The sequence below is a fragment of the Rubripirellula tenax genome (assembly GCF_007860125.1).
Classification (GTDB): Bacteria; Planctomycetota; Planctomycetia; order Pirellulales; family Pirellulaceae; genus Rubripirellula; species Rubripirellula tenax.
In genome coordinates, this window is sequence record NZ_SJPW01000007.1 from 657,206 (window position 1) to 676,855 (window position 19,650).

Annotated in this window: 12 protein-coding genes and 1 pseudogene; 4 read left to right on the forward strand and 9 right to left on the reverse strand. The window is 55.2% G+C overall.

All coding sequences use genetic code 11. From position 1 onward, the window contains the following. The first annotated feature begins 147 nt into the window (after positions 1-147). Both Poly51_RS26015 and Poly51_RS26020 read left to right on the forward strand, forming a co-directional pair. The gene (locus tag Poly51_RS26015; RefSeq protein ID WP_146461589.1) at positions 148-696 is read left to right on the forward strand and encodes an ankyrin repeat domain-containing protein; all 549 of its coding nucleotides are present in this window, start codon (positions 148-150) and stop codon (positions 694-696) included. Positions 697-787: 91 nt separating this feature from the next. Further along, positions 788-1,306, forward strand: a pseudogene (locus tag Poly51_RS26020) (aminotransferase class I/II-fold pyridoxal phosphate-dependent enzyme); the annotation flags it as partial. A gap of 32 nt (positions 1,307-1,338) precedes the next feature. Here Poly51_RS26020 and Poly51_RS26025 read toward each other — a convergent pair. The 8 genes from Poly51_RS26025 to Poly51_RS26060 all read right to left on the reverse strand — a co-directional run bounded on the left by Poly51_RS26025 (position 1,339) and on the right by Poly51_RS26060 (position 13,062). Continuing rightward, complete coding sequence (locus tag Poly51_RS26025) at positions 1,339-3,516, reverse strand: sulfatase-like hydrolase/transferase (protein WP_146461590.1); 2,178 nt, start codon at positions 3,514-3,516, stop codon at positions 1,339-1,341. Positions 3,517-3,583: 67 nt separating this feature from the next. Then, a complete protein-coding gene (locus Poly51_RS26030) occupies positions 3,584-4,975 on the reverse strand; it encodes a sulfatase-like hydrolase/transferase (protein ID WP_146461592.1) in 1,392 nt (463 codons plus the stop codon). Beyond that, positions 4,972-6,336, reverse strand: coding sequence for a sulfatase family protein (locus Poly51_RS26035; RefSeq protein WP_146461593.1), 1,365 nt, complete (start codon positions 6,334-6,336; stop codon positions 4,972-4,974). The genes Poly51_RS26030 and Poly51_RS26035 overlap by 4 nt, the downstream gene beginning before the upstream one ends. Continuing rightward, positions 6,333-7,490, reverse strand: a complete 1,158-nt coding sequence (locus Poly51_RS26040) for a putative glycoside hydrolase (RefSeq protein ID WP_186775815.1) — start codon at positions 7,488-7,490, stop codon at positions 6,333-6,335. The genes Poly51_RS26035 and Poly51_RS26040 overlap by 4 nt, the downstream gene beginning before the upstream one ends. A gap of 30 nt (positions 7,491-7,520) precedes the next feature. Beyond that, positions 7,521-9,290 (reverse strand): alpha-L-fucosidase, encoded by a 1,770-nt coding sequence (locus tag Poly51_RS26045; RefSeq protein WP_315853687.1) that lies wholly within the window; start codon positions 9,288-9,290, stop codon positions 7,521-7,523. Positions 9,291-9,872: 582 nt separating this feature from the next. After that, a complete protein-coding gene (locus Poly51_RS26050) occupies positions 9,873-11,156 on the reverse strand; it encodes a DUF1559 domain-containing protein (protein WP_146461597.1) in 1,284 nt (427 codons plus the stop codon). 336 nt (positions 11,157-11,492) lie between these two features. Further along, complete coding sequence (locus Poly51_RS26055; RefSeq protein ID WP_146461599.1) at positions 11,493-11,699, reverse strand: hypothetical protein; 207 nt, start codon at positions 11,697-11,699, stop codon at positions 11,493-11,495. Positions 11,700-11,832: 133 nt separating this feature from the next. Further along, positions 11,833-13,062 carry a DUF1559 family PulG-like putative transporter gene (locus Poly51_RS26060; RefSeq protein WP_146461600.1) on the reverse strand — a complete coding sequence of 410 codons (1,230 nt, stop codon included), beginning with the start codon at positions 13,060-13,062 and terminating at the stop codon, positions 11,833-11,835. Between the two features lie 1,320 nt (positions 13,063-14,382). Between Poly51_RS26060 and Poly51_RS26065 the strand changes: the two genes are divergently transcribed. Continuing rightward, positions 14,383-17,274: an FG-GAP-like repeat-containing protein gene (locus Poly51_RS26065; protein ID WP_246114770.1), complete on the forward strand. Its 2,892-nt coding sequence runs from the start codon at positions 14,383-14,385 to the stop codon at positions 17,272-17,274. A 45-nt stretch (positions 17,275-17,319) separates the two neighbouring features. On the opposite strand, the gene Poly51_RS26070 is transcribed toward Poly51_RS26065, so the two are convergent. Continuing rightward, positions 17,320-18,807, reverse strand: a complete 1,488-nt coding sequence (locus Poly51_RS26070) for a sulfatase family protein (protein WP_146461604.1) — start codon at positions 18,805-18,807, stop codon at positions 17,320-17,322. Between the two features lie 240 nt (positions 18,808-19,047). Here Poly51_RS26070 and Poly51_RS26075 point away from each other — a divergent pair, with 240 nt between their 5' ends. Continuing rightward, complete coding sequence (locus Poly51_RS26075) at positions 19,048-19,482, forward strand: RbsD/FucU family protein (RefSeq protein ID WP_146461606.1); 435 nt, start codon at positions 19,048-19,050, stop codon at positions 19,480-19,482. Positions 19,483-19,650 lie beyond the last annotated feature (168 nt).

Sequence of the window (19,650 nt, forward strand, 5' to 3'; positions counted from 1 at the left end):
GGCTGATGCAATGATCACCCGGCCGGTGGGAAGCCATCGCGTGTACCGGAGTGGAGGTTGGAAGGTTTTACGAATTGACCTGGATCGCCGCCACGCTGTGACTGGCTCTGTTCTTCGCGCATCGAACTCTAACCTTAGGTCCGCGGCATGCTAAACGAACGCGACTATATCGACGCGATCACGCAGGGCGACGACGATCGGTTAGCTGAGCTACTCGGATCTTGCGCAGGCGATCAACCGCATCTCGCTACGATTGCCGAGAGGCGGCCAACGAACCATTCGATGGGTTTCGGCATGACTCTGCTGCAGCTCGCATCGATCAGAAAGCGGAAGAGCGGTAACCCGTCGAAGTTGTTGATCGATCACGGCGCCTGGATCGATCTGCATTCAGCCTGTGGGTTGGGGATGATCGAACGCATCGAATATTTGTTACAGGATCGCCCGCAAAGCCTGAGTGATCAAGTTGACACATACTTTCCGTTGCAGTTTGCGATCACCGCGGGGCGACCGGATGTCGTTCAATTACTTGTTGAACACGGCGATGAGGTAAACCGCAACCTCAAAAAGGTCGGGTATTTCGGCTGGGAGGATGACGCGGTCGATCAGGACTCTATCCCGTGGAGTCCCATTCACATGGCATCGCTTTGGGGCTTCGGGGGTGTGGTCTCTTCAGGGCGCAGTTTGACGGTTGATTGAGGTGCGTCGGTTTCGCGGCATTGCGTAACCTCGGATTGGTGTTTCAGAACAAGGGCGTCCCGCGTCACACTGATGTTGCAAAACAAAAAGCGCGATGGACGTCGGTGTCGAGGTCCATTCGATGAGCAAGGGCTACGACATGATCGGTTGGCGGATGGGGTTCGTATGCGGCCACCCGCGGATCGTATCGGCGTTCGCCGACGTCAAAGACAACTCGGACAGCGGCCAGTTTATCGCCACGCAAAAAGCCGCTGCCGCAGCACTGGACGACGACGCGATTCCCGAAAACATCCGATCGAAGTACCTCCGCCGCATGAAGAAATTGGTCGCGGTGTTGAAGGAATGTGGGTTCGAATGCGAAGTCCCCGGCGGGACCTATTTCCTGTACGCCAAGTCACCCTCCGGCACCAAGTCGGGCGAAACGTTTGCCGCCGCCGAAGACGCGACGCGTCACCTGATCGAACAGTTCGGCATCGTCACCGTGCCGTGGGACGACGCGGGAGCGTTCTTGCGGTTCAGCGTCACTTACGTCGCCCCGACCGAAGCCGATGAAGACGTGTTGATGGTCGAAACCAAGAAACGCCTCGGCGATGCCGGGCTCGTTTGGTAGACGTACCGGTCAAGCATCTCGTCGAAATGGAATCAACGATTCCATTCGCCGGCGGTGATCGCTCCGTCACCGTCTTTGTCGATGTTTCTGAACTGACGATCAAAAATGGAATGAAACTCCTCGCGAGTCAACTTTCCATTTTTGTCCTGGTCCGCGCCGGCAAAAGATGCGTGCGAATGCTCGTCCGGTGTTAGCACGTCATCTCCATTCTTGTCCTTTTTTGCGAAGCCTTCCGCAAAGTGGCCGATGTACTCGGCATGCGTGATCTGTTGATCCTTGTTGGCGTCCTTTTCGACAAACGAAGTAGCTTGCTTCGCGTTTGGTTTCTTCTTCGGTTCGCCATTATCATCGGCGACCGAAATCGCTTGGTTCGCAAATCCGCCCTTCGCCTTGCCGGCCTCCGGATAGCTTCGCAGGAAATTGTTTTCGTCGATAAGATTTAGCAAGTAGTGAGTCGTTCCGCCGGGAAGATCGACCGTCACTTTCATGTTGTCCGTCAGAGTTGCCGGTGCGTGAAACCATTCCTCGTGTTTTTGGTTTCCGTTCGTCGTGTAGATCAAGTCGCTGCGCACAATCTTCGCGCCGTTCTCGCGAAATGCGAATTCGACGGTGTTGCCCGTCTTCACATGAGACAGAACCGAGCAAACGCTTTCTTTTCCAGGAAGATCATCGGCACAGTTTGGGTTGTAACTGGGATAGCTGGCATTCATTTCCGTCAACATGTCCGACAGTTGTCGATTCATCGTCGCTGCTTTTTCGGGCAAGTCGGACGCTAGGTTGATGGCTTCTTCGATATCCACACGCTGCGGAGTACCGCCACTGGAATCGTACAGTCGGAACAGTTCCAGTTCCGGTGTCTCGGTGTTTACATGGTCGTAGTTGCGGATCAGCTTGTAGTCTCCGGTCCGGATTGTGCTCTCCAGTGCGACGCCATGTGGAAAATGCCACATCATCGTGTCTCGCACGCTTCCATCGGCGAATTTTACGAGTCCCCCGTCAGTCGGTTCGTTCAACAGTAAAGGTGAAAGATCGCAGCCATCTAGATGCTTTCCAGTTGGAGACTCCGATCCCGTCAACGACAAGATGGTCGGATAAAAATCGAGTCCATTGACCATCACATTGGATTGCACACCTTGCTTGATTCCGGGGCCAACGATGAACAATGGCACGCGAGTTCCACCTTCCTTGGCCGAAATTTTTCCGCGGTCCAGTGGATTGTTGTCGGTGTATCGTTCGTCGGGTCCGCCTTCCATCCCACCATTGTCCGACGTAAAAATGACGTATGTGTTCTCGCTCAACTTGTGCCCTGGCCAACGTGGATCGTCGGTTTCATCCATGTAGTCAATCACTTGGCCGACGTAATGGTCTAGCATTTCGACCATTGCACAGTAGAACGGGTTTAGCTGGCCAGGAACTTCTTTTGTATTCGTGCGACGCGGATCGACGCCAAGTTTTTGTACATACTTGTCCAAAAGTGCTTTTGATCGCGTGTGAATTGGCGAGTGGACCAACCACGTCGCGTAGTAAAGAAAGAACGGTTCGTCTTTGTTTTGACGCAAAAAGTCGAGGGCGTCTTCGTTGTTTTGGTGGTAAGGGAATCCATCTTTATCCAAACGGTACGGATCGTTCGCGTCATCCGTTGCAAATCCGTCGAGGCGATCTTTCGGTGCCGAGTGAGCACCGCGATCCGAACGCGTGAAGTCGAAACCAACATCCATCGGTTGGGGGAACGCATGGTGATCGATCGCGATGTGCCATTTACCGACGTGGCCAGTGGTGTAACCGTTGTGACCAAGTGCCTTGGCGAGCGTCATTTCGTCGGCCGGCATCCGCCCGCTGTACCACGGATCCATCATGCGAGTGTGTTTGTTCCGTGCCATGGGCGGCGCGCCACCGACCACATGCGTTTTCTGCGCCCTGGCGGGATGGTTGCCACTCATGATCGCACAGCGACTGGGCGCACACGTCGGCGCGGGCGAGTACGCTTGCCAAAACATCACGCCTCGCTTGGCAAACGCATCCAGATGCGGCGTCTCGGTCGGCGAAGGTTCGTCGATGTCGTAGCACTTCACATCCTGCCAGCCCAAATCGTCGGTCAAGATCAACACGACATTGGGTTTGGGCCTTGGATCGGCCGCACTCAACGAAGAACCCATGGGCCCCAGCGAAGTCAGCAACAGCAGTACGACAAGTGAAAGTAGCGTTTTCATAGTCAAGCGTATCGTTCAGTAATGAGAGCCTGTGAGGTTGCCGATGGCGACCAAATCGTGGCGGTTGTTAGTAGTTCAGCTTTGCATTCGCAGTTGGTTTTTGGCGTTCACCCTTCCACCACTCACTGGGCCCCTGTTCTTCGATGTCGGCCCATGTCTTGAAGAGAATCTGTTTCATCTCCTCCGTCTTATCAGGCATCGTTTCAGCTAGGTCGGTTTCTTCTTTCCAGTCTTTCTGGATTTCGTAAAGTTGGAATTGCGTCAGCGTGTCGTTACCCACGATTTTCCAATCGCCGATCCGCATCGCGACCCGATCGTCCGCTGGGGAAACATGCGTCCGCCAGAACAAGGGCACCGTGCGTTGGACCGACGTGCCGGCAAACGCGGGCACCATGCTGACACCATCGATCGTTCGATCGGCGGGAATCGGAATCCCGACGATGTCCAATACGGTGGAAAAGATGTCGGTTCCGATCACGGGAACATCGCTGGTCGTTCCCGGTGCGATGTGACCCGGCCAACGCGCAAGGCCTGGCACCCGGATACCACCTTCATGATCGCTGCGTTTGTGGCCTCGCAAGCCACCTGTCACGCCTCCGAAACCGGGGACGGGACCGTTATCGGATGTGAAAAACAGCAGCGTATTTTCGCTGACGCCCTGCGCATCCAACGCGTCCATGACCATGCCCAACGCGTTGTCCATCTGGGTAATGTTGCCCATGTACTTGCTGTTCTTGTGTCCCTTGTACAGTGATTCAAACCGCGTATCCGTTGCAATGGGTGAGTGAGGTTCGTGCACCCAGACCGACATTGCAAACGGCTTCGAAGGATCATGCACGTCTTTCAACCAGTGCGCCGCCTCGGCTGCAACCAACTGCGCCGAATAGCCTTGCGTCGCGCCGACGGGATCGCCGTTGCGAACAAAGTTATTGGGATTCTTGTGGCTGGGACTCGCGTTGTTGTGCGTGTACATCCAGTAGTCGAACCCATGTTCGCCCGGTTGAGGAAATTCCGGGTTATTGAAATGCTGGCTCGAGTTGAGGTGCCATTTGCCGACGTGACACGTTTCGTAGCCAGCTTCTTTGAGCAATTCGGGGTACGTGATTTCGCTTTCTCGCAGATGGGCGTCGTGAATCCCAGACAAGTGACGCCAGACGCCGTTTCGATACGGAGTCCGTCCCGTCAGGATGGCTGAACGCGAGGGCGAACAGACGCCACAAGCAGAATAGCACTGCATGAACTTCACGCCCTGCGAAGCCATTCGATCCATGTTGGGCGTCTGAATCAGCTCGTTGCCGTAAGTCGCCGAGTCGCCCCAACCCATATCGTCGGCCACGAAGATGACGACGTTCGGCTTCGCGGGATCCGCCGGCGACGGTTCGACGGATCGGGCGTGCTCGCAACAGCAGGTCAGCAAAACGGCCAGCACCGCGAAACGCAATTGTTTGAATTGACTCATTTCTTTTTCCGTTTCTCTGAAAGACTATTTTCGCTCGGCGCCGTCGGCAACGAGTCCTTCCACGCATCCAATTTTTCGGTCAAACGTTCCATGACCTCAGGATGGCCGGTCGCGACATTGTTCTTTTCGGCCCAGTCGCTTTCCAAATCGTACAACTCCGCCATCTGCGTTTCTTTGTTGACCAGCAGTTTCCACTTGCCCTCACGGACACCGAGTGAAGGCCATGTGTACTCATGTGAATCGCCGCCCTTCCATTCCCAGAAAATCGGCTTGGTCCTTGTTACTGGCTCACCTTTGAACGCGGCGAACACGCTTTCGCCATCGGGCGCGAAGTCCTTGGGTAACGGCACGCCGGCAACCTCCAGGAACGTCGGCAACAAGTCGACCGCGGTAATCACCGACGTCGAATCGGTTCTTCCGGGCGGCACAATTCCTGGCCAGCGAACGATGAACGGCACCCGAATCCCGCCAGCGAAAAGTGCTCGTTTTCGGCCTTTCAATCCGCCGGTTTCGCCGACCGAGTAATAGCCGCCCAAGCCAATTTTTTCCTTGTCGTGAAATTTCTGTGTCTCATCACGTGTCACTTCGGGGCCGTTGTCGGTCGAGAAAACGACCAGCGTATTCTCGTCGATTTTCAATTCTTTCAACAACGCGAACACTCGTCCAACACCTTCGTCTGCCTCGGCGATGATGGACGCATAAACTCTTTGCTGTTCGCTCAAATCCTTGAACTGTTCCATGAACCGATCTTGTGGATAGTGTGCCAAGTGCGCTTCATGAAGCCACAGATTGACAAAGAAGGGTTGGTCCTTGAATTCTCGAATGAACTCAACAGCATGGTCCACCGATGCCATGCCATCTTTTTTGATTTCGTTTTTTCCCGACCCGTTGAACGTCGCATAGCGGTCGTAGCCGTAGGCGTCTTCGGACGGTGAGTCAGCGACGCTGCCGAGATGCCATTTCCCGAAGTGCCCGGTTCTGTAGCCGGCACTTTTCAGCATGCGAGGCAGCATCGGAGCTTGCGGATCGAGCCAGTCGGGCATGCCCCTTTTGATGTGGGCGCCAATACTTTGGAAGTGTTGGTGGACGCATTGCCTTGCCGGGAACTGACCCGTCATCACGGCAACCCGGCTAGGCGAACAGACGGGGCTGTTGACCGTGAAGTTCGCAAAGTCGATGCCCTCGCTCGCCATCCGGTCTAGGTTCGGCGTCTTGCAAAAGGTGCTGCCGTGGATTCCCAAATCGCCGTATCCCCAATCATCGGCGAATATGAAAATGATATTGGGCTTGGGCGGGTCGTCTGCGGCCAATCCAGTCGTTGCAACAAAGGCGGTGATGATCAAAGCGAACATTTTATTCATTCTAAATTCCAGTCGATGCGAGCATCGCGATTCGAAAGATCAATCCAAATAGATGCGTGTTGAAAGTCTCGTGTAGCGGTCATGCCGTCCCACGTCGCAGCGGACTTCGGTGGACCGAGGGGCCGATCGAGTTCGGGGTAGTCGTCAAGCATTCCGTTGATGTCGGTGTATCCCCAGGAATAACAGAAGTGTGAACCGGGTTGCGCGCCGATCAGGAAGCATGCGAGCGGAAACGTGATGCGTTGACGGGCCAGTTCAAGCAACTCGGCGTGCGGACGTTTCATCATCTCGCGATCAAGCCAGTTGAATCCCGGCCACCCTTTGATGACGACAAACTTTCCCTTCGACGCGGCAATCGCGATGGAATCGATGTCGGCTTTGATGTCTTCCGCCGACGTCGAATGAAATGCATCGAAGTGTTCAATCATGACGCCATCGATGCCTTCCCAATCAAGGATCTCGCGAAAATCCGTTGCTCGCAAACCGTTGACCAAAACAATGCTGTCGGGGCCGAGTTTGCGTTTCGTCATCACGATCATCTCGCGAAGACCCGCGACCACCTCGCTCGCTTTCTTGTCGCCAATCTGTTTGGCCAGGCCCGGCGAAATCGCTTGGGGAAGCGCGTCGATGAACACGCCGCCAAGGGGAGCGTCGTGGTTCGCTTTCGCGACGATGTCCGACCACCACTGGCGAAACGCTGCGTTGGACGGATCCGGACGCGGCGTACCGGACGGGTGTGTGACGACATCGCCGGCAGCGTTTCGTAGCGTCCATTCCGGTTGATACGATTCATACGCAACATACCCGGGCCAATTGATCATCGCATTCAAATAGAAAAGTACTTTCGCATCAGGATTTTTCGCCACGATCCGCCGCGCCGAGTCAGCGATGCCGGCTTCGGTGCTTCCGTGGACGCGGGCTCCATGGCTCTTTTCCAGCACGATGAACCGGCTGTGGTTGGCCAGAAAATCAACCTCGCCATCGGTCAAGTCGGTCGTGCGTTTTCCGAAGTGAATGTTCAGCGGCACACGATCCCAAGTGAACCCGGGGAAAACGGCGGGCTTGGAACTCTCATCGCGCGATGGTTCGGCCGCTTCGGCGACGCAGGTGCAAACTACTAGCAGTGTGATCCAGGCAACGTTGGGGCCATTCATCAAGTTCGTCATGTTGGTTAAGGAAATGCGCTATTCGATCGGTTCGAACTCGATCGCTTTCAAGCTGGACGACTTGATGTCTCCATCCACGCATCGGACCGAAACTTTGTAGCGGCCGGGCTCTGGGAAATGGATCCAGCCGATGGGAAACGATTGATAGTTGTGCGAGGAGTTTTGTTGGTTCTGGATCTTCTCGCCACCATCGACGGAAACCTCCCACACCAAGCGCCCCGTTCCTGAGTATGTGAGTGCGACGTTGTATTCGCCTGGCTTGTGAACATCGACATCCCACGACGCGGCGCCACCCTTTTCGAATCCGTGTGCATGGACAATGCCCTTCCACTCGCCGAACTTTTCCATCCATCGTTTCGGTGACTTCTCGGCATTGTCAACTTCGGCGAACTCGGCCAGCACTTCCGTCGCGTGTTCAGGATCAATTGCCCAAACCGGATCCACTTCGGGTTCCGATTCCAATTCTATTTGAATCACCGAAACGAGTTTTTCGGGCGCACTTGGCGGCACGTTGATCACGGTCCAGTCGACTTCACGCGACCATTTCAGCGATTCCGGTTGATCGCTTCCCAGTAGTTGAGCCGATTTGATCGACGTCTTCAGGTTGGGCAAGTGAAGTTTGCCCGATGTGGGCCAATCGAACACGCATAGAAACAGCGTGTTGTCTTTGCGAGTTACATCGCCCCAAGGCAAAGCGTGTTGCCAAGGCGACGCATCGGTGTTGTAGACGACCTGTGGGTAGCGGTAAATCCAATCGCCCGCATCGGTCAGGGTCTTGGTGGCCCGCGCTGGTACTGCTCCATCGCCTTGCGGGCCGATGTTTAGCATGTAAGTTCCGCCGCGTCCGACGCATGCGATCAAGCGGTGAAGGATCTCTTTCGGCGACTTCCAATATTCGTCGTACCAAGCGTACGCCCATGAATCGTTGGTGGTATCAACGCTTTCCCACATCCCTTCGATGTTGTGGCGTGGTACTTCCATGTCGCCCAACGTTTGATAGTCACCCAGGTCGTGACCCGCGCGGCCCGACACCAGCGCTCGTGGTTGGTTCTTGTGAACAAGATCCACGAGTTGCTCGACGTAGTGTTTTGGCATCTTTCCCGGCGTGTCGAACCAGACCAACTCGATGGGACCGTATTCGGTGGTGATTTCGTTGACCTGGGGCAAACACTTCTTTTCAAAGTAATCGTCGAAGGTTGCCGGATCTCCGTTCTCGTCTTCTGTCGGTCCGTTGCCACCGCCGGGAAACGTCCAGTCTTGGTTGTGTGAGTAATAGAACCCAAATCCTAGCCCAGCTTCGCGGCACGCCGCGGCAAGTTCTTTCATTGGATCCTTCTTCCACGGCGTAGCGTCAACGATATTGAAATCGTTGGCCTTCGATTCATACATCGCGAAGCCGTCGTGATGCTTGGCGGTAATGACGATGTATTTCATTCCCGCATCCTTTGCGATGCGAGCGATTTCCTTGGCATCGAACTGGGTGGGATTGAACTTGCCGGCAAGTTGCTTGTAATCGTCGATGGGAATTCCAGCCATGCGAGGATTCATGATCCATTCGCCGATCCCGTAGTAGGTCTTGCCGTCAACCTCGTTGCCAAGCAGCGAATACAACCCCCAGTGGATGAACATCGCATAGTTGCCTTCGTCGAACAATTGTCCGCGATCGGCATTTTCGGCGCGGAGCTTGACCACTTGGTCGCCCCACATCTTTTCCATTTCCTGTGCGTTGGCGGAACCCAGAAACGCAGCAGCGACAATCGCAAGCAGACAACGAGCGTATTCTTTCATGTTCATTCTTCTTGGAGATGCTCGCACCCGTTTATTGCGAGAACGGGTGCTCTTTGAATTTGGCGGGCAACAAGCAACGGTTTCAAAATCAAAGGTTATCAGATTGCGACGACGATGTGATGGATCGAACCCTGACGCGACTTCCCCAGAATAGTCTGGTTGGTTTATCAAATGCTAAGTGGAAAAGAACGGCTGCCGAGGATGAATTGCGACGCATCCGAAATGAAATGCGACACATTTTCTGCAGCGTCGGCACTCGCAATGCGGGCATGTCAGCAAGGCTATTCACGACGGTTAAGGATCGAGCGGAAAATAGCTACCGTAACTCGGGTACTTTTGCCCGAGATGTTCGCGACGGGCAAGAATGCCCATCGTACATTTTTCCGCGCTCGATCCTAAGGTGCGTTGGTTGACGGCCAATCGCTGGCGACGAAACCCGGTCGATGCCGAACTCGTGTCTGTTGTCTGCACAAAAAAAATCCCTCTGCTCGCCAAGCGGCGAACAAAGGGATATACGAGTCTTTAGCTCACAACATCAAAAGCCGGGCTGGCTATTTTCGATGCCTTGACAAGAGGGAGTCTCTATAGTTCTTCTTCAATGACTTCTTTCGTCGCACGGGTACCCAGCGATCCCCACAGCCCGTAAGGGCTTGCAACCCCTGCTGGAACGGTTCCGGCGGCGGTATGGATACGGTGAACCATGGGCGACGTGCTGCCGCCTGCTTCGATCGAATCCGTAATGAACTTGACGGCACCATCACCCATCAGCACGTGGCATCCACCTTGGTGGCGGCTTGAAGGGGGACAGAGCGCGTAGTTCTTGTCTTCTCTGCCGGCACTGACAATCGCAGAGCCATCGTACAAGCCTTCGGTCGCCAAGCAGGTCGCCGCGTTCGGCGGCAGGACTGTCGTCATGCCCGTATACAACGGACTTCCGCTTGCCCATCGCAATCCACGACCGCGACGGCCGTTGGCACCATTGGCAATTCGAGATGTCCCAGAAGCCCAGAACTTCGGGCGAAGTGCGTCGGAGGCATCGTTGCAAAGGGTAGGGTTCAAAGATAAGTCAGCAGCGGTAAGTCCGGTGCGGCTGTCGCTGCGCTTATCACGGTCGGTCAAATCGGTAATGATTTCACCCATCATGATGGTATTCGAGAGACCATCCAAAATGTCCCGAAACTTCGACGTTTGTCGGGGGACGAAAAAGCCACGGCAATTGGCGCGAGCCATCTGGCCGGCGTTGCTGGTTCGCGAGAGCGTGCCGTCGGTCGGTCCGTCCGATGTATTGATGATGGTGTCACCAAGACAGACCGCGTAGTTGATCCGCGCATAGCCGGGTGGCTTGCTCTTGCCGGGGTCGCTGGGACAACGGAAAGCGGGCGTCTCTTCTGACCAAGGGCCGTAGTGATTGGGGGCAGCGGAAAAGCCACCGTCGTCGTCTGGGTTCGTTCCCATCGCTGGGAACGTACTGCCGTTACCGCTTGCGTCCGGAGCACCTGGATTGCTAATTTGTTCCCACAACGATTGGTTTTCGATGAAGGGCAAAAGGCCAACGAAGGCGCTCAGGTTCTCATTGTTGGTTCGGCCGGCTTGCGCGACCCCGTTGCCAAGTTCGTCGCCCCACGTTGTCACGCCAGCGTTCAGGCCGGTTCCGGACTTGTGAGTCGGGAGTTGCTTATACGCACTATGGTAATTGTGAACGCCCAAGCCGATTTGCTTGAAGTTGTTGCTACAACTCATGCGGCGGGCAGCTTCGCGAGCAGCCTGGACTGCTGGAAGCAGCAGGCCGACCAAAACGCCGATGATCGCAATGACCACCAGCAGTTCCACTAAAGTAAATGCGGAACGGTGAAAATTACTTTTCATTTCAACGGATCCTTTAATAAAGGAGGAAGTAAAAAAACTAACTATATCGAGAGTGGTTGACTGAGTCGTTCGTTATGGAATACAAGAAACCTGAACGACTAGCCTTTAAGCTAAATCCCACACTCATCGGCCGAAGGAATCTCCTTCGGCACGAAAATCTTGCGAGGCGAACAGTGTTCGTTCTCAACACAAAACACACGGTCGCTGCTGAAGTTCTTCTAGCATCGAGGCAACGTCTGGAAAGCCAGGCATTTTTCGAGAGCAAAACCGCGCAGCAACCGATCGCAATGGCCAAGCATGCGGACCAGCTCCATTGAACTGATCCAAACGGTGGACCTAAATCCCGCCTCCGATTGGCGTGTCATACTCTTCTTCAATGCTCTTTTGTTCGGCAGCTGCTGCATCCTCTGCACGCTTCGCGATGTCGGGGTTTTCCGTCACAAAGCTCTTCACTGCATCCGCAGATGGTGCGCCATCACTGCCTCCACATCCGGCAACGCTAAGGCAAGCAACAAAGCTACAAGCAAACAAAAAATGTTTCATGATCGTGGTTCTCAAAAATTCCGAATTGAACACTGTAAGACGCGAAAGTCAGGCAACTCAGTGCCATGACGCTTGAGCCGCCTCAAGATCCAGGGAGGTATCAAGAGGCGGCAAAATATCTGATTGGGAAGCCCTAGATCTCTTCGTCGATGACTTCATTTCCGTTGCGGGTACCGAGGGCACCCCACAGACCGAAGAAGCTTGCCGAACCGAAGTCGTCTGTGTTCCCGTAACTGATCACATGTTGGCCCGCGGCACCCGAGGCGCCCGACTCGATGGAGTCGGTGATGAACTTGACGGCTCCGTCACCCATCAGCACGTGACAACCGCCCTGGTGGCGACTTCCGAAAGGAGCGTTGACCGTGGTGGTTTCGTTTCGGCCAGCACAGGCATGGCTGTTGGGCGGGAAAATGGTGTAGCCACCCGAATACCAGGCACGACCCGAGGCCCACTTATAACCGCGTTCGGTTTCGCCGGGGTTAGAACGCGAAGTGACGGTCGGGTCCCAGAACTGGGGTCGCAGCGGATCAATCCAACCAGCACATGCCCGAATGTCGAGCCTGTTATTGCCAGAGTGGTTGTTGCCGCCTGAAATGCCCGCTTGTGTGCGAGTGTCGCTGTCGCCAAGTCCGGTGGGGATTTCGCCCATGCAAATCGTGTTTGCCAAGCCGTCGGTGACTTCACTGAATGACCGGCCCTTGATTCGGGGGACATAGAAGCCACGTGACTGGCCTTCCAGTTGTGGTGTGCGTCGGCCGTCGCCATTCCGCCATGGAACTCCGTTACCGCCGATGGCATCCCAACCGTTGTGGAAGATGTAGGAATCGCCAAGACAAGCGGCATAGTTTGTTCGCCCTTGAGCGGGCAAGCCAACACCAGGATCGCTTGGACAACGCAACGTCGGAACGTTCGTCAACCAAGGATCGTAATTTTCAATGTTGGAGTGATTCGTCAGACTTAAGTTCGGATCAGGGCCCATTGCTTGAATGGTGCCTGGGTTTGGCGCGGTTGTAGGAACCAGCCAAGGGTTTGAAATCTGCTCCCAAAGTGCCTGTTGCTCCATGAACGGCATCAGGCCGGGCAAGTGGCTCAGGTTGTTGTCGGTGTTTGCCGTTGGCGGGACTGCAGACGAACCGTAATTGTACGTTCCACCCTGGAAGTCTGAAATCTTTTTGTACGCGCTGTGGTAATTGTGGACTGCCAAGCCGAGTTGCTTGAAGTTGTTGCTGCAGCTCATACGGCGAGCAGCTTCGCGAGCGGCCTGAACCGCCGGCAGTAGCAGGCCGACCAGCACCCCAATGATGGCGATCACGACCAGAAGCTCCACAAGCGTGAAGCCTCTTCTAGAACTTGTGTTTTGCATTACCAGACACTCCTAAGAACAAGAAAAAAAGATTGGATATCGAGCCAGTCGATACGAGTTGATTTCGTCACCATTGGCGAAGAAAGTTCGACGAACGAACACTCTACGTTAGCGCGAAACCGGTGCCGCACCAGCCCAGCCCAATCAAATATCGCAGAAGCCCAGCGGGCGACAATGATCTTTTGAGTCATGGGGTTGATCATTTGCGACATTGCCGCATTCGCCCAGTCGGCGGCTGCATACCGAGCTAGCGGTTGCTGCAAATTTCGCAAAACCACGCGAAAAAGAAGGGGACAAGGTGCTGTGCCATGCCCAGTTGGTAGTTGGTCACGTGTGCAGGGTGGAGGGCTAGGCAAAATGTACCCGTTCAACGGGGCGAATTCAAGTATTTTTTCGTCTAGTGCTCTGTCAACACTCAATTTCAGGGTTAGCGCTTTCGTGGCGTAGGCTTCCAACCTGCGATTTGCAATATCTGCGCATTGGCAGGCAGGATGCCTGTTTATACCCCACAACTCGTGCAAGCGATTTGGCTCACGATTTTCCGGCCCAACGGGCCATTGGTTTGCCTAGCCCAGGCCATCGGCCTGGGAAACGATCGGACCAATACGCCGCCCAGGGCCAAAGGCCCGGCAGTTTGCGATGGATGGTTAAACTGCCGGGCCGTTGGCCCTCCGATAGTTACGTATTCCCGTCACCCAGCCCTGCGGGCTGGGCTAGGTAAAATGCTGGGCCTTCGGCCCGGAAAATGAACAGCAGACTTGTGGGGTATAAAAAGGCAGGATGCCTACCCCACGTTTTCATATTGACAGAGCACTAGCCAAGGCGGTTGTGTCCCCCCCCTCGCGTCATCCGCTTGTTCCAGCGTGGCGTTTGGACATCGATAGAACATCGATAGAACAAAGAGGGCTTTGCGACAGAGTCGCGGTCCGTACGAGCCTTGGGAAGACTCGCCAACTTGAAAGCCAACTTCATGCCGCAAGCGTTCTGCCTCAGTTCTCTCTTGCACAGTGCACCTACATCTAAGCACCGGCATCTAAGCACCGGCATCGGAAGATTTCGCTTGAAAGTGACGCTGTCCAACCAGGATCGCTCGTACTAGGCTTAGCTCGATGTCGCTTCGACGACGGACGATGTCCATTCAATCAGCTTCCTTTCATTCAGCGGAGCATTCCTATCGTTGCTGGCGATAAGATCGGCGAGGCTCGTCCTTGGCTCGATCGGCGAGACTCAAGCCGAACATTGCTTTCCCATGCGGTTGCCCTGCTCTCGCTTTGGGGGCTGTCGGCGATTGCTGGATGCAATCGGACTCAGGATAAGCCCTTGAAAAAAGCAGCCGAAGCGAGTGTTTCGGATGACCCACTCGGGCAACTGCATCGCGCGGTTAGCCAACGCAAGTGGCAAGAAGCCTGGCAGTTGTCCAGCGCTGTGTTAACACAACATCCGGATGATGCTGAGGTCATCCAGTTGGTAGCGAGTGCCGCACAGAATGTCGGCAAGCTTGACGTTGCTGCCGATCTGATGATTGATGCTTGCCGCGCCGAGTCGTTGGGAAATCCAGCGCGGTTGAATCAGGCGACGGATGCGTTGTTGAAGGTCGGGCGACTCTACGACTGTATGGATCTATTGGAAGAGTCACTTGAGTCGGATCCGATGCAGCACTCGATCCGACAAACGTTTTACGATCTGTGTTGGGGATCGGAAAATCGACGTCGGGCAATCCCTCACGGTCGCTTTCTGGTGCAGCACCGTCGGTTTGATTTGCGGTTGCTTCTGTCACTGAGTTACACCGAATCGGGAACGGACCGACTGGATTCATTCATCGAATTTGCCAAACGTCATCCGAGTGATAAGCGTCCGCTCGTCGCCGAAGCCAAGCTGCATTTTGATCAAGGCAAATTTGGACAAGCCGCCACAGTGCTGCGCAGCGTACTGAAGTTGCATCCGGAACATCTGCCTGCGATCGAGCTGCAATGCCGAGTGCTGGTCGCGTCGGAAGGTGACGGCGAATTTTTGGCGCTCGTTGTCGATGCTCCCGATAGCATCCGCGAGTACACGGGATATTGGCTGGCAGTCGGAGATTGGTGCTGGTCTCGTCAGCAGGATCGGCAGGCCGTCCGCGCCTATTGGGAAGCGGCGAGGCGGGATGCCGGTGGCCGAGAAGCCTGGGCCAAGTTGGCGACTTCGCTGGAACAGATCCCTCAGGATGATCACGGACTGGATCAGACAATTATCGAAGCGATTCAAGACCGTGTGGCGTTGCTGACGCGCTTCAGCGATGCAAAGTCTCAGTTTCGGCATTCTCCGTCTCAGTCCAATACGATTGAAATGTCCAAAGCCGCACAGTCGCTCGGCCGATTGTGGGAAGCCGAAGCGTGGGCGTCGATTGCGACGAAGCTACCGCCCGACAAAACCATTTCCGTCAAGCAAGTCCGTGATTCGATCGTTGCAACGATGAATGCAGGAACTCCGTGGCAGTCGGAGGCGGGCCACCCGGAGCTTGGAATGGATCTGACTAACCTCGCCCTTCCTGAACTCGAGCTGGATCCGCTGAAATCTTCAAAGCAAAGTAACGTTGCGATTCGCAGGGCAAGCGAACCTGGTCGCATTCGTTTGGTGAACGAAGCGGGTGAAAGATCGCTGAATTTTTTCGGCCGTACGGCTGACGATTTGGATCGCCCCGGCATCAAGATTTTCAAGACACTGGGCTGCGGCGGCGGAGCAATCGATTTTGACCTTGATGGCTGGAGCGACCTGTATCTGGCGGCGGCCGGTGGTACTCCGCCACATCGTGATTCAAATTCAAATTCGCTTTGGCGCAATCAAAATGGGTCCTTCGTCGACGTCACGCGAGGTTCCGAAACAAATGAGACAGGATTTGGTCAGGGAATCGCGGTTGGTGATGTCAATGAAGATGGTTTTCTGGATCTGTTGGCATTGAACTATGGCGCCAACACGCTGTTCATCAACAACGGCGACGGAACATTCACGAACGCTACCGAGCTGATGGAACAAGCGGATCGAAAACTGGACTGGTCGTCCAGTGGCGCCATTGCCGACTTGGACCAAGACGGGCTCGCCGACGTGGTCGTGCTTAGTTACGGCGATGGTCTCGAGCAAGTGAGCAAAACGTGCGGGGATGGAGGTCGGTCGCGAGCATGTGGGCCGCTGAATTTTTCGGCTTCTCCCGATCGTTTTCTCCACAACACGGGAACCGGGAATCTGGTCGATCGAACAGAAGCGTGGGGATTGCCCGAGAGCCCAGGCCGAGGATTGGGCGTGACCATTGGGGCCTTCGATCACGATCCGGGTGTCGACGTCTTCGTCGCCAATGATCAATCCCCCAATCACTATTGGAGTTGGCCCGAGAACACTGAGCTCCCGTTCGGTGAGTCAGCCGTTGTAAGAGGGCTGGGATCGAACCATGGGTCGCCGTATCAAGGTTCGATGGGGATCGCAACGGGCGACTTTGATCGCGATGGTGATTTTGATTTCTACGTCACCAATTTCGACAAAGAATGCAACACTTACCACGAACAAGTAAACGATGGCGTGTGGCGGGATCAAACGATGGCACAGAAACTGTATTCGCCGTCTTTGACCATGGTCGGGTTCGGTACGGAGGCCGTCGATCTTGATAATGATGGGGTCTTAGAGTTGGTCGTATCCAACGGCCATGTCGATGCTGCCTATCCCGAGGACGACTCGGCCCCGCATGCACAGCCGATGCAGGTTTTTCAACGAAATTCGCTGGGCGAATTCGAGTCGATTGAACAGGCCATCGGAGGCGATTACCTGAGTGCGAATCATGTCGGCCGTGCGTTGTGGACGCTCGACATCAACCGCGACGGGCTGACCGATTTTGCGGTCACGCACCAGACCGAGCCGGTGGCGTTGCTGGTCAATCGGACCGAAAAGCCGGGAAACTGGATCGGATTGCAGTTGGTCGGTCGCCAGAGTTCTCGCGACGCGATCGGATCAGTCGTGGAAGTGCATTCCTCTGATCAGCGGTGGATCGCGGCCCTGACTTCGGGTGATGGTTACATGTGCAGCAATGAACGTATCCTTCGCGTCGGGTTGGGCGACTTGATTGGCGAATGCGAGGTCACGGTCACCTGGCCCGATGGACAACGCCAAACCTATTCTCATCTAAAGCCCAATACGGATTGGTTGCTCATCGAAGGTGATCAAAATGCCTTCGATACACGGAATTGACGGTCGGTTGGGGGCAACCGAATCGACAGATTCGCGGCACTTCGGCTAGCGGTTTGATTTGAGTTTTGCCTTCGCCGGCACACGCTGCTTTGGCAACGGTGGTTTCGTCGGCCGTGGACCCTCGAGATCGAAGAATCGCATGTTCTTGCCGACTCGGTCGAAGTCGCCGAGATCCGAACGCATCGACTCAGCCAGCGCAAGCAACCGCTGGGTAACCTGCGGATGTTGGTCGGCCACATTCGTCGTCTCGCCGATGTCGTTGTCGAGATCCACCAAGAAAGGAGTATCGAAACCAACGCGATCCTCCGGTGCGATGTGTCGATTCTGTGTGAACGGGGCCACGTCGCTCGGTTCTTTTTCGCGAGGAAGGTGCAACTTCCATTTGCCTTGACGAACGGCCTGCAGTCGGACTCGCAAGTAGTAAAAATGCGTCTTGTCGGCGTCGGCCTTGTCAAACTCGCCATGGATCAGATGCCGAATGTCTTCGCCATCGATCACTCGATCCGGCGGAGCCGCGGCACCCGATAGCGCCGCTAACGTCGGCAGAACGTCAAGCGTGCTGGCGATTGAATCGCACGTCGTCCCCGCAGGAACTCGGCCGGGGCCCCAAACGATGAAGGGAACTCGCACGCCGCCTTCGAAGGTGGACGTCTTCCCGCTACGAAGCGTGCCTGCCGAACCGCCGTGGTCGCTTGGTAGATGTCCGTCGGCGTGATTGGTGTTTTTGATCAACCATGGGCCGTTATCGCTTGTGAAAATCACGTAGGTATTGTCCGCCAATCCGAGTTCGGTAACGGAGTCAATAATCCGGCCGACGTTAAAATCGATTTCTTCGATGACGTCCCCATACAGGCCGCGTTTGCTCTTTCTTTTGAACGGTGCCGAAGCATCCAATCGAGTGTGCGGCATGGAATGCGGTATGTAGATGAAGAACGGCTTCGCTTGATTCTGTTTCATAAAACCGATTGCTTCGTCGGTGTACCGCTGGGTCAGCGTCGCCATATCCGCGTTCGGTTCGATCAGCTCTTCGTTGCGATATAGGTTGGCGATCGTGTCGTTGCTGGTTGGCGTCCCAAAGAAATAGTCGAAGCCTTGTCGGGTGGGCAGCAGGTCCGCAAAAAAGGCTTTCTGGGAGTGCTTGGCTAAGTCCCACTTTCCGAAGCAAGCGGTCGCGTAGCCTTTCGTTTTCAAAACCTCCGCCACCGTGATTTCTTCACTGTGAAGAATCGGATGGACCTGTTTTTCGTTTCCGCGTTCGGCAACACGCATCGGATAGCATCCAGTCATCAGCGCCGCTCGCGACGGTCCGCACACGGGTTGCGCATAGAAGCTTGTGAACTTCATGCCGTCGGCTGCCATCGCATCTAGCCGAGGCGTACGAATGTCTGGTGACCCGAAACATCCGACGTCGGCATACCCTTGGTCATCGGTGAAGATGACGACAAAGTTGGGCGGATGCTCCTTGGCAAATGTCGCTGACGGTACAAAACCCGCCGAGCAGGCCGTCAGAAGTAAAAAGAGGTTCCACGCCATGAATCAATTCCTGTGTGCCTTGAAATTCAAAGTGCTGGCAAGTTGGTTCAGGTCACTTCATCGACTTATCGGGCGCGCCTGGTCAGATGATGCCCTGATTTTCTCATTGCGGTTGGTAAACAATACTGTATCAGTTCAAGCGGCCGTGAAGCTCGCCTGCGTCTTGGGTTAGAATCCGGCAGCCCGCCAATGAACGGCAACGCGTCAAGCTAACTCTCGCGATGGAACTGCTGAATTATCATGTTGAAGACTTCGTTGATTCACCCGGGTATCCTTGCTGCGCTGGCCGCGTCCGGCCACTTCTCGCAAGTGCTGATCGCGGACGGCAATTTTCCCGTCGCTGGCAATCGCGGTCCGAATGCGAGCGTCGTTCACCTCAATCTGACGCCTGGCACGGTGGACGCGCTGACGGTGTTGGACGTATTGCTGACTGCGGTGCCAGTACAGGCCGCGACCGTCATGGAGGCACCCGACGATTTTCATCCGCCCATTCACAAGCTGTACCGACAACGACTGGACGATGCCGTGACGTGGACGCAAATGGAGCGTTGGGCGTTCTACGACAAGATCGCATCACCCCGCACAACGCTGATGATTGCCACCGGCGAACAGCGGCGTTTTGCGAATCTGTTACTTGAAATCGGCGTGGTGAAGCTGGCCGTCGAGTCCTTTTAACCGCGGCTGGTCTCTTTCACTGGTGGCTATCGTTTTAAATCATTAATATTTATGATGGCCCCTTTGGACTTCATGGCGTTTTGGGTTCCGCTACGCCCATGCCCGGCAAATTAGCTGCGACAACGGACAGGGCGTCTGCTCGCCGCGTTGGCTCACATCTCTCATCCC

Coding starts and splice junctions, on each gene's coding strand:
- Poly51_RS26015 (WP_146461589.1), top strand. CDS start 148: ATGCTAAACGAACGCGACTATATCGACGCGATCACGCAGGGCGACGAC.
- Poly51_RS26025 (WP_146461590.1), bottom strand. CDS start 3,516: ATGAAAACGCTACTTTCACTTGTCGTACTGCTGTTGCTGACTTCGCTG.
- Poly51_RS26030 (WP_146461592.1), bottom strand. CDS start 4,975: ATGAGTCAATTCAAACAATTGCGTTTCGCGGTGCTGGCCGTTTTGCTG.
- Poly51_RS26035 (WP_146461593.1), bottom strand. CDS start 6,336: ATGAATAAAATGTTCGCTTTGATCATCACCGCCTTTGTTGCAACGACT.
- Poly51_RS26040 (WP_186775815.1), bottom strand. CDS start 7,490: ATGAATGGCCCCAACGTTGCCTGGATCACACTGCTAGTAGTTTGCACC.
- Poly51_RS26045 (WP_315853687.1), bottom strand. CDS start 9,290: ATGAAAGAATACGCTCGTTGTCTGCTTGCGATTGTCGCTGCTGCGTTT.
- Poly51_RS26050 (WP_146461597.1), bottom strand. CDS start 11,156: ATGAAAAGTAATTTTCACCGTTCCGCATTTACTTTAGTGGAACTGCTG.
- Poly51_RS26055 (WP_146461599.1), bottom strand. CDS start 11,699: ATGAAACATTTTTTGTTTGCTTGTAGCTTTGTTGCTTGCCTTAGCGTT.
- Poly51_RS26060 (WP_146461600.1), bottom strand. CDS start 13,062: ATGCAAAACACAAGTTCTAGAAGAGGCTTCACGCTTGTGGAGCTTCTG.
- Poly51_RS26070 (WP_146461604.1), bottom strand. CDS start 18,807: ATGGCGTGGAACCTCTTTTTACTTCTGACGGCCTGCTCGGCGGGTTTT.
- Poly51_RS26075 (WP_146461606.1), top strand. CDS start 19,048: ATGTTGAAGACTTCGTTGATTCACCCGGGTATCCTTGCTGCGCTGGCC.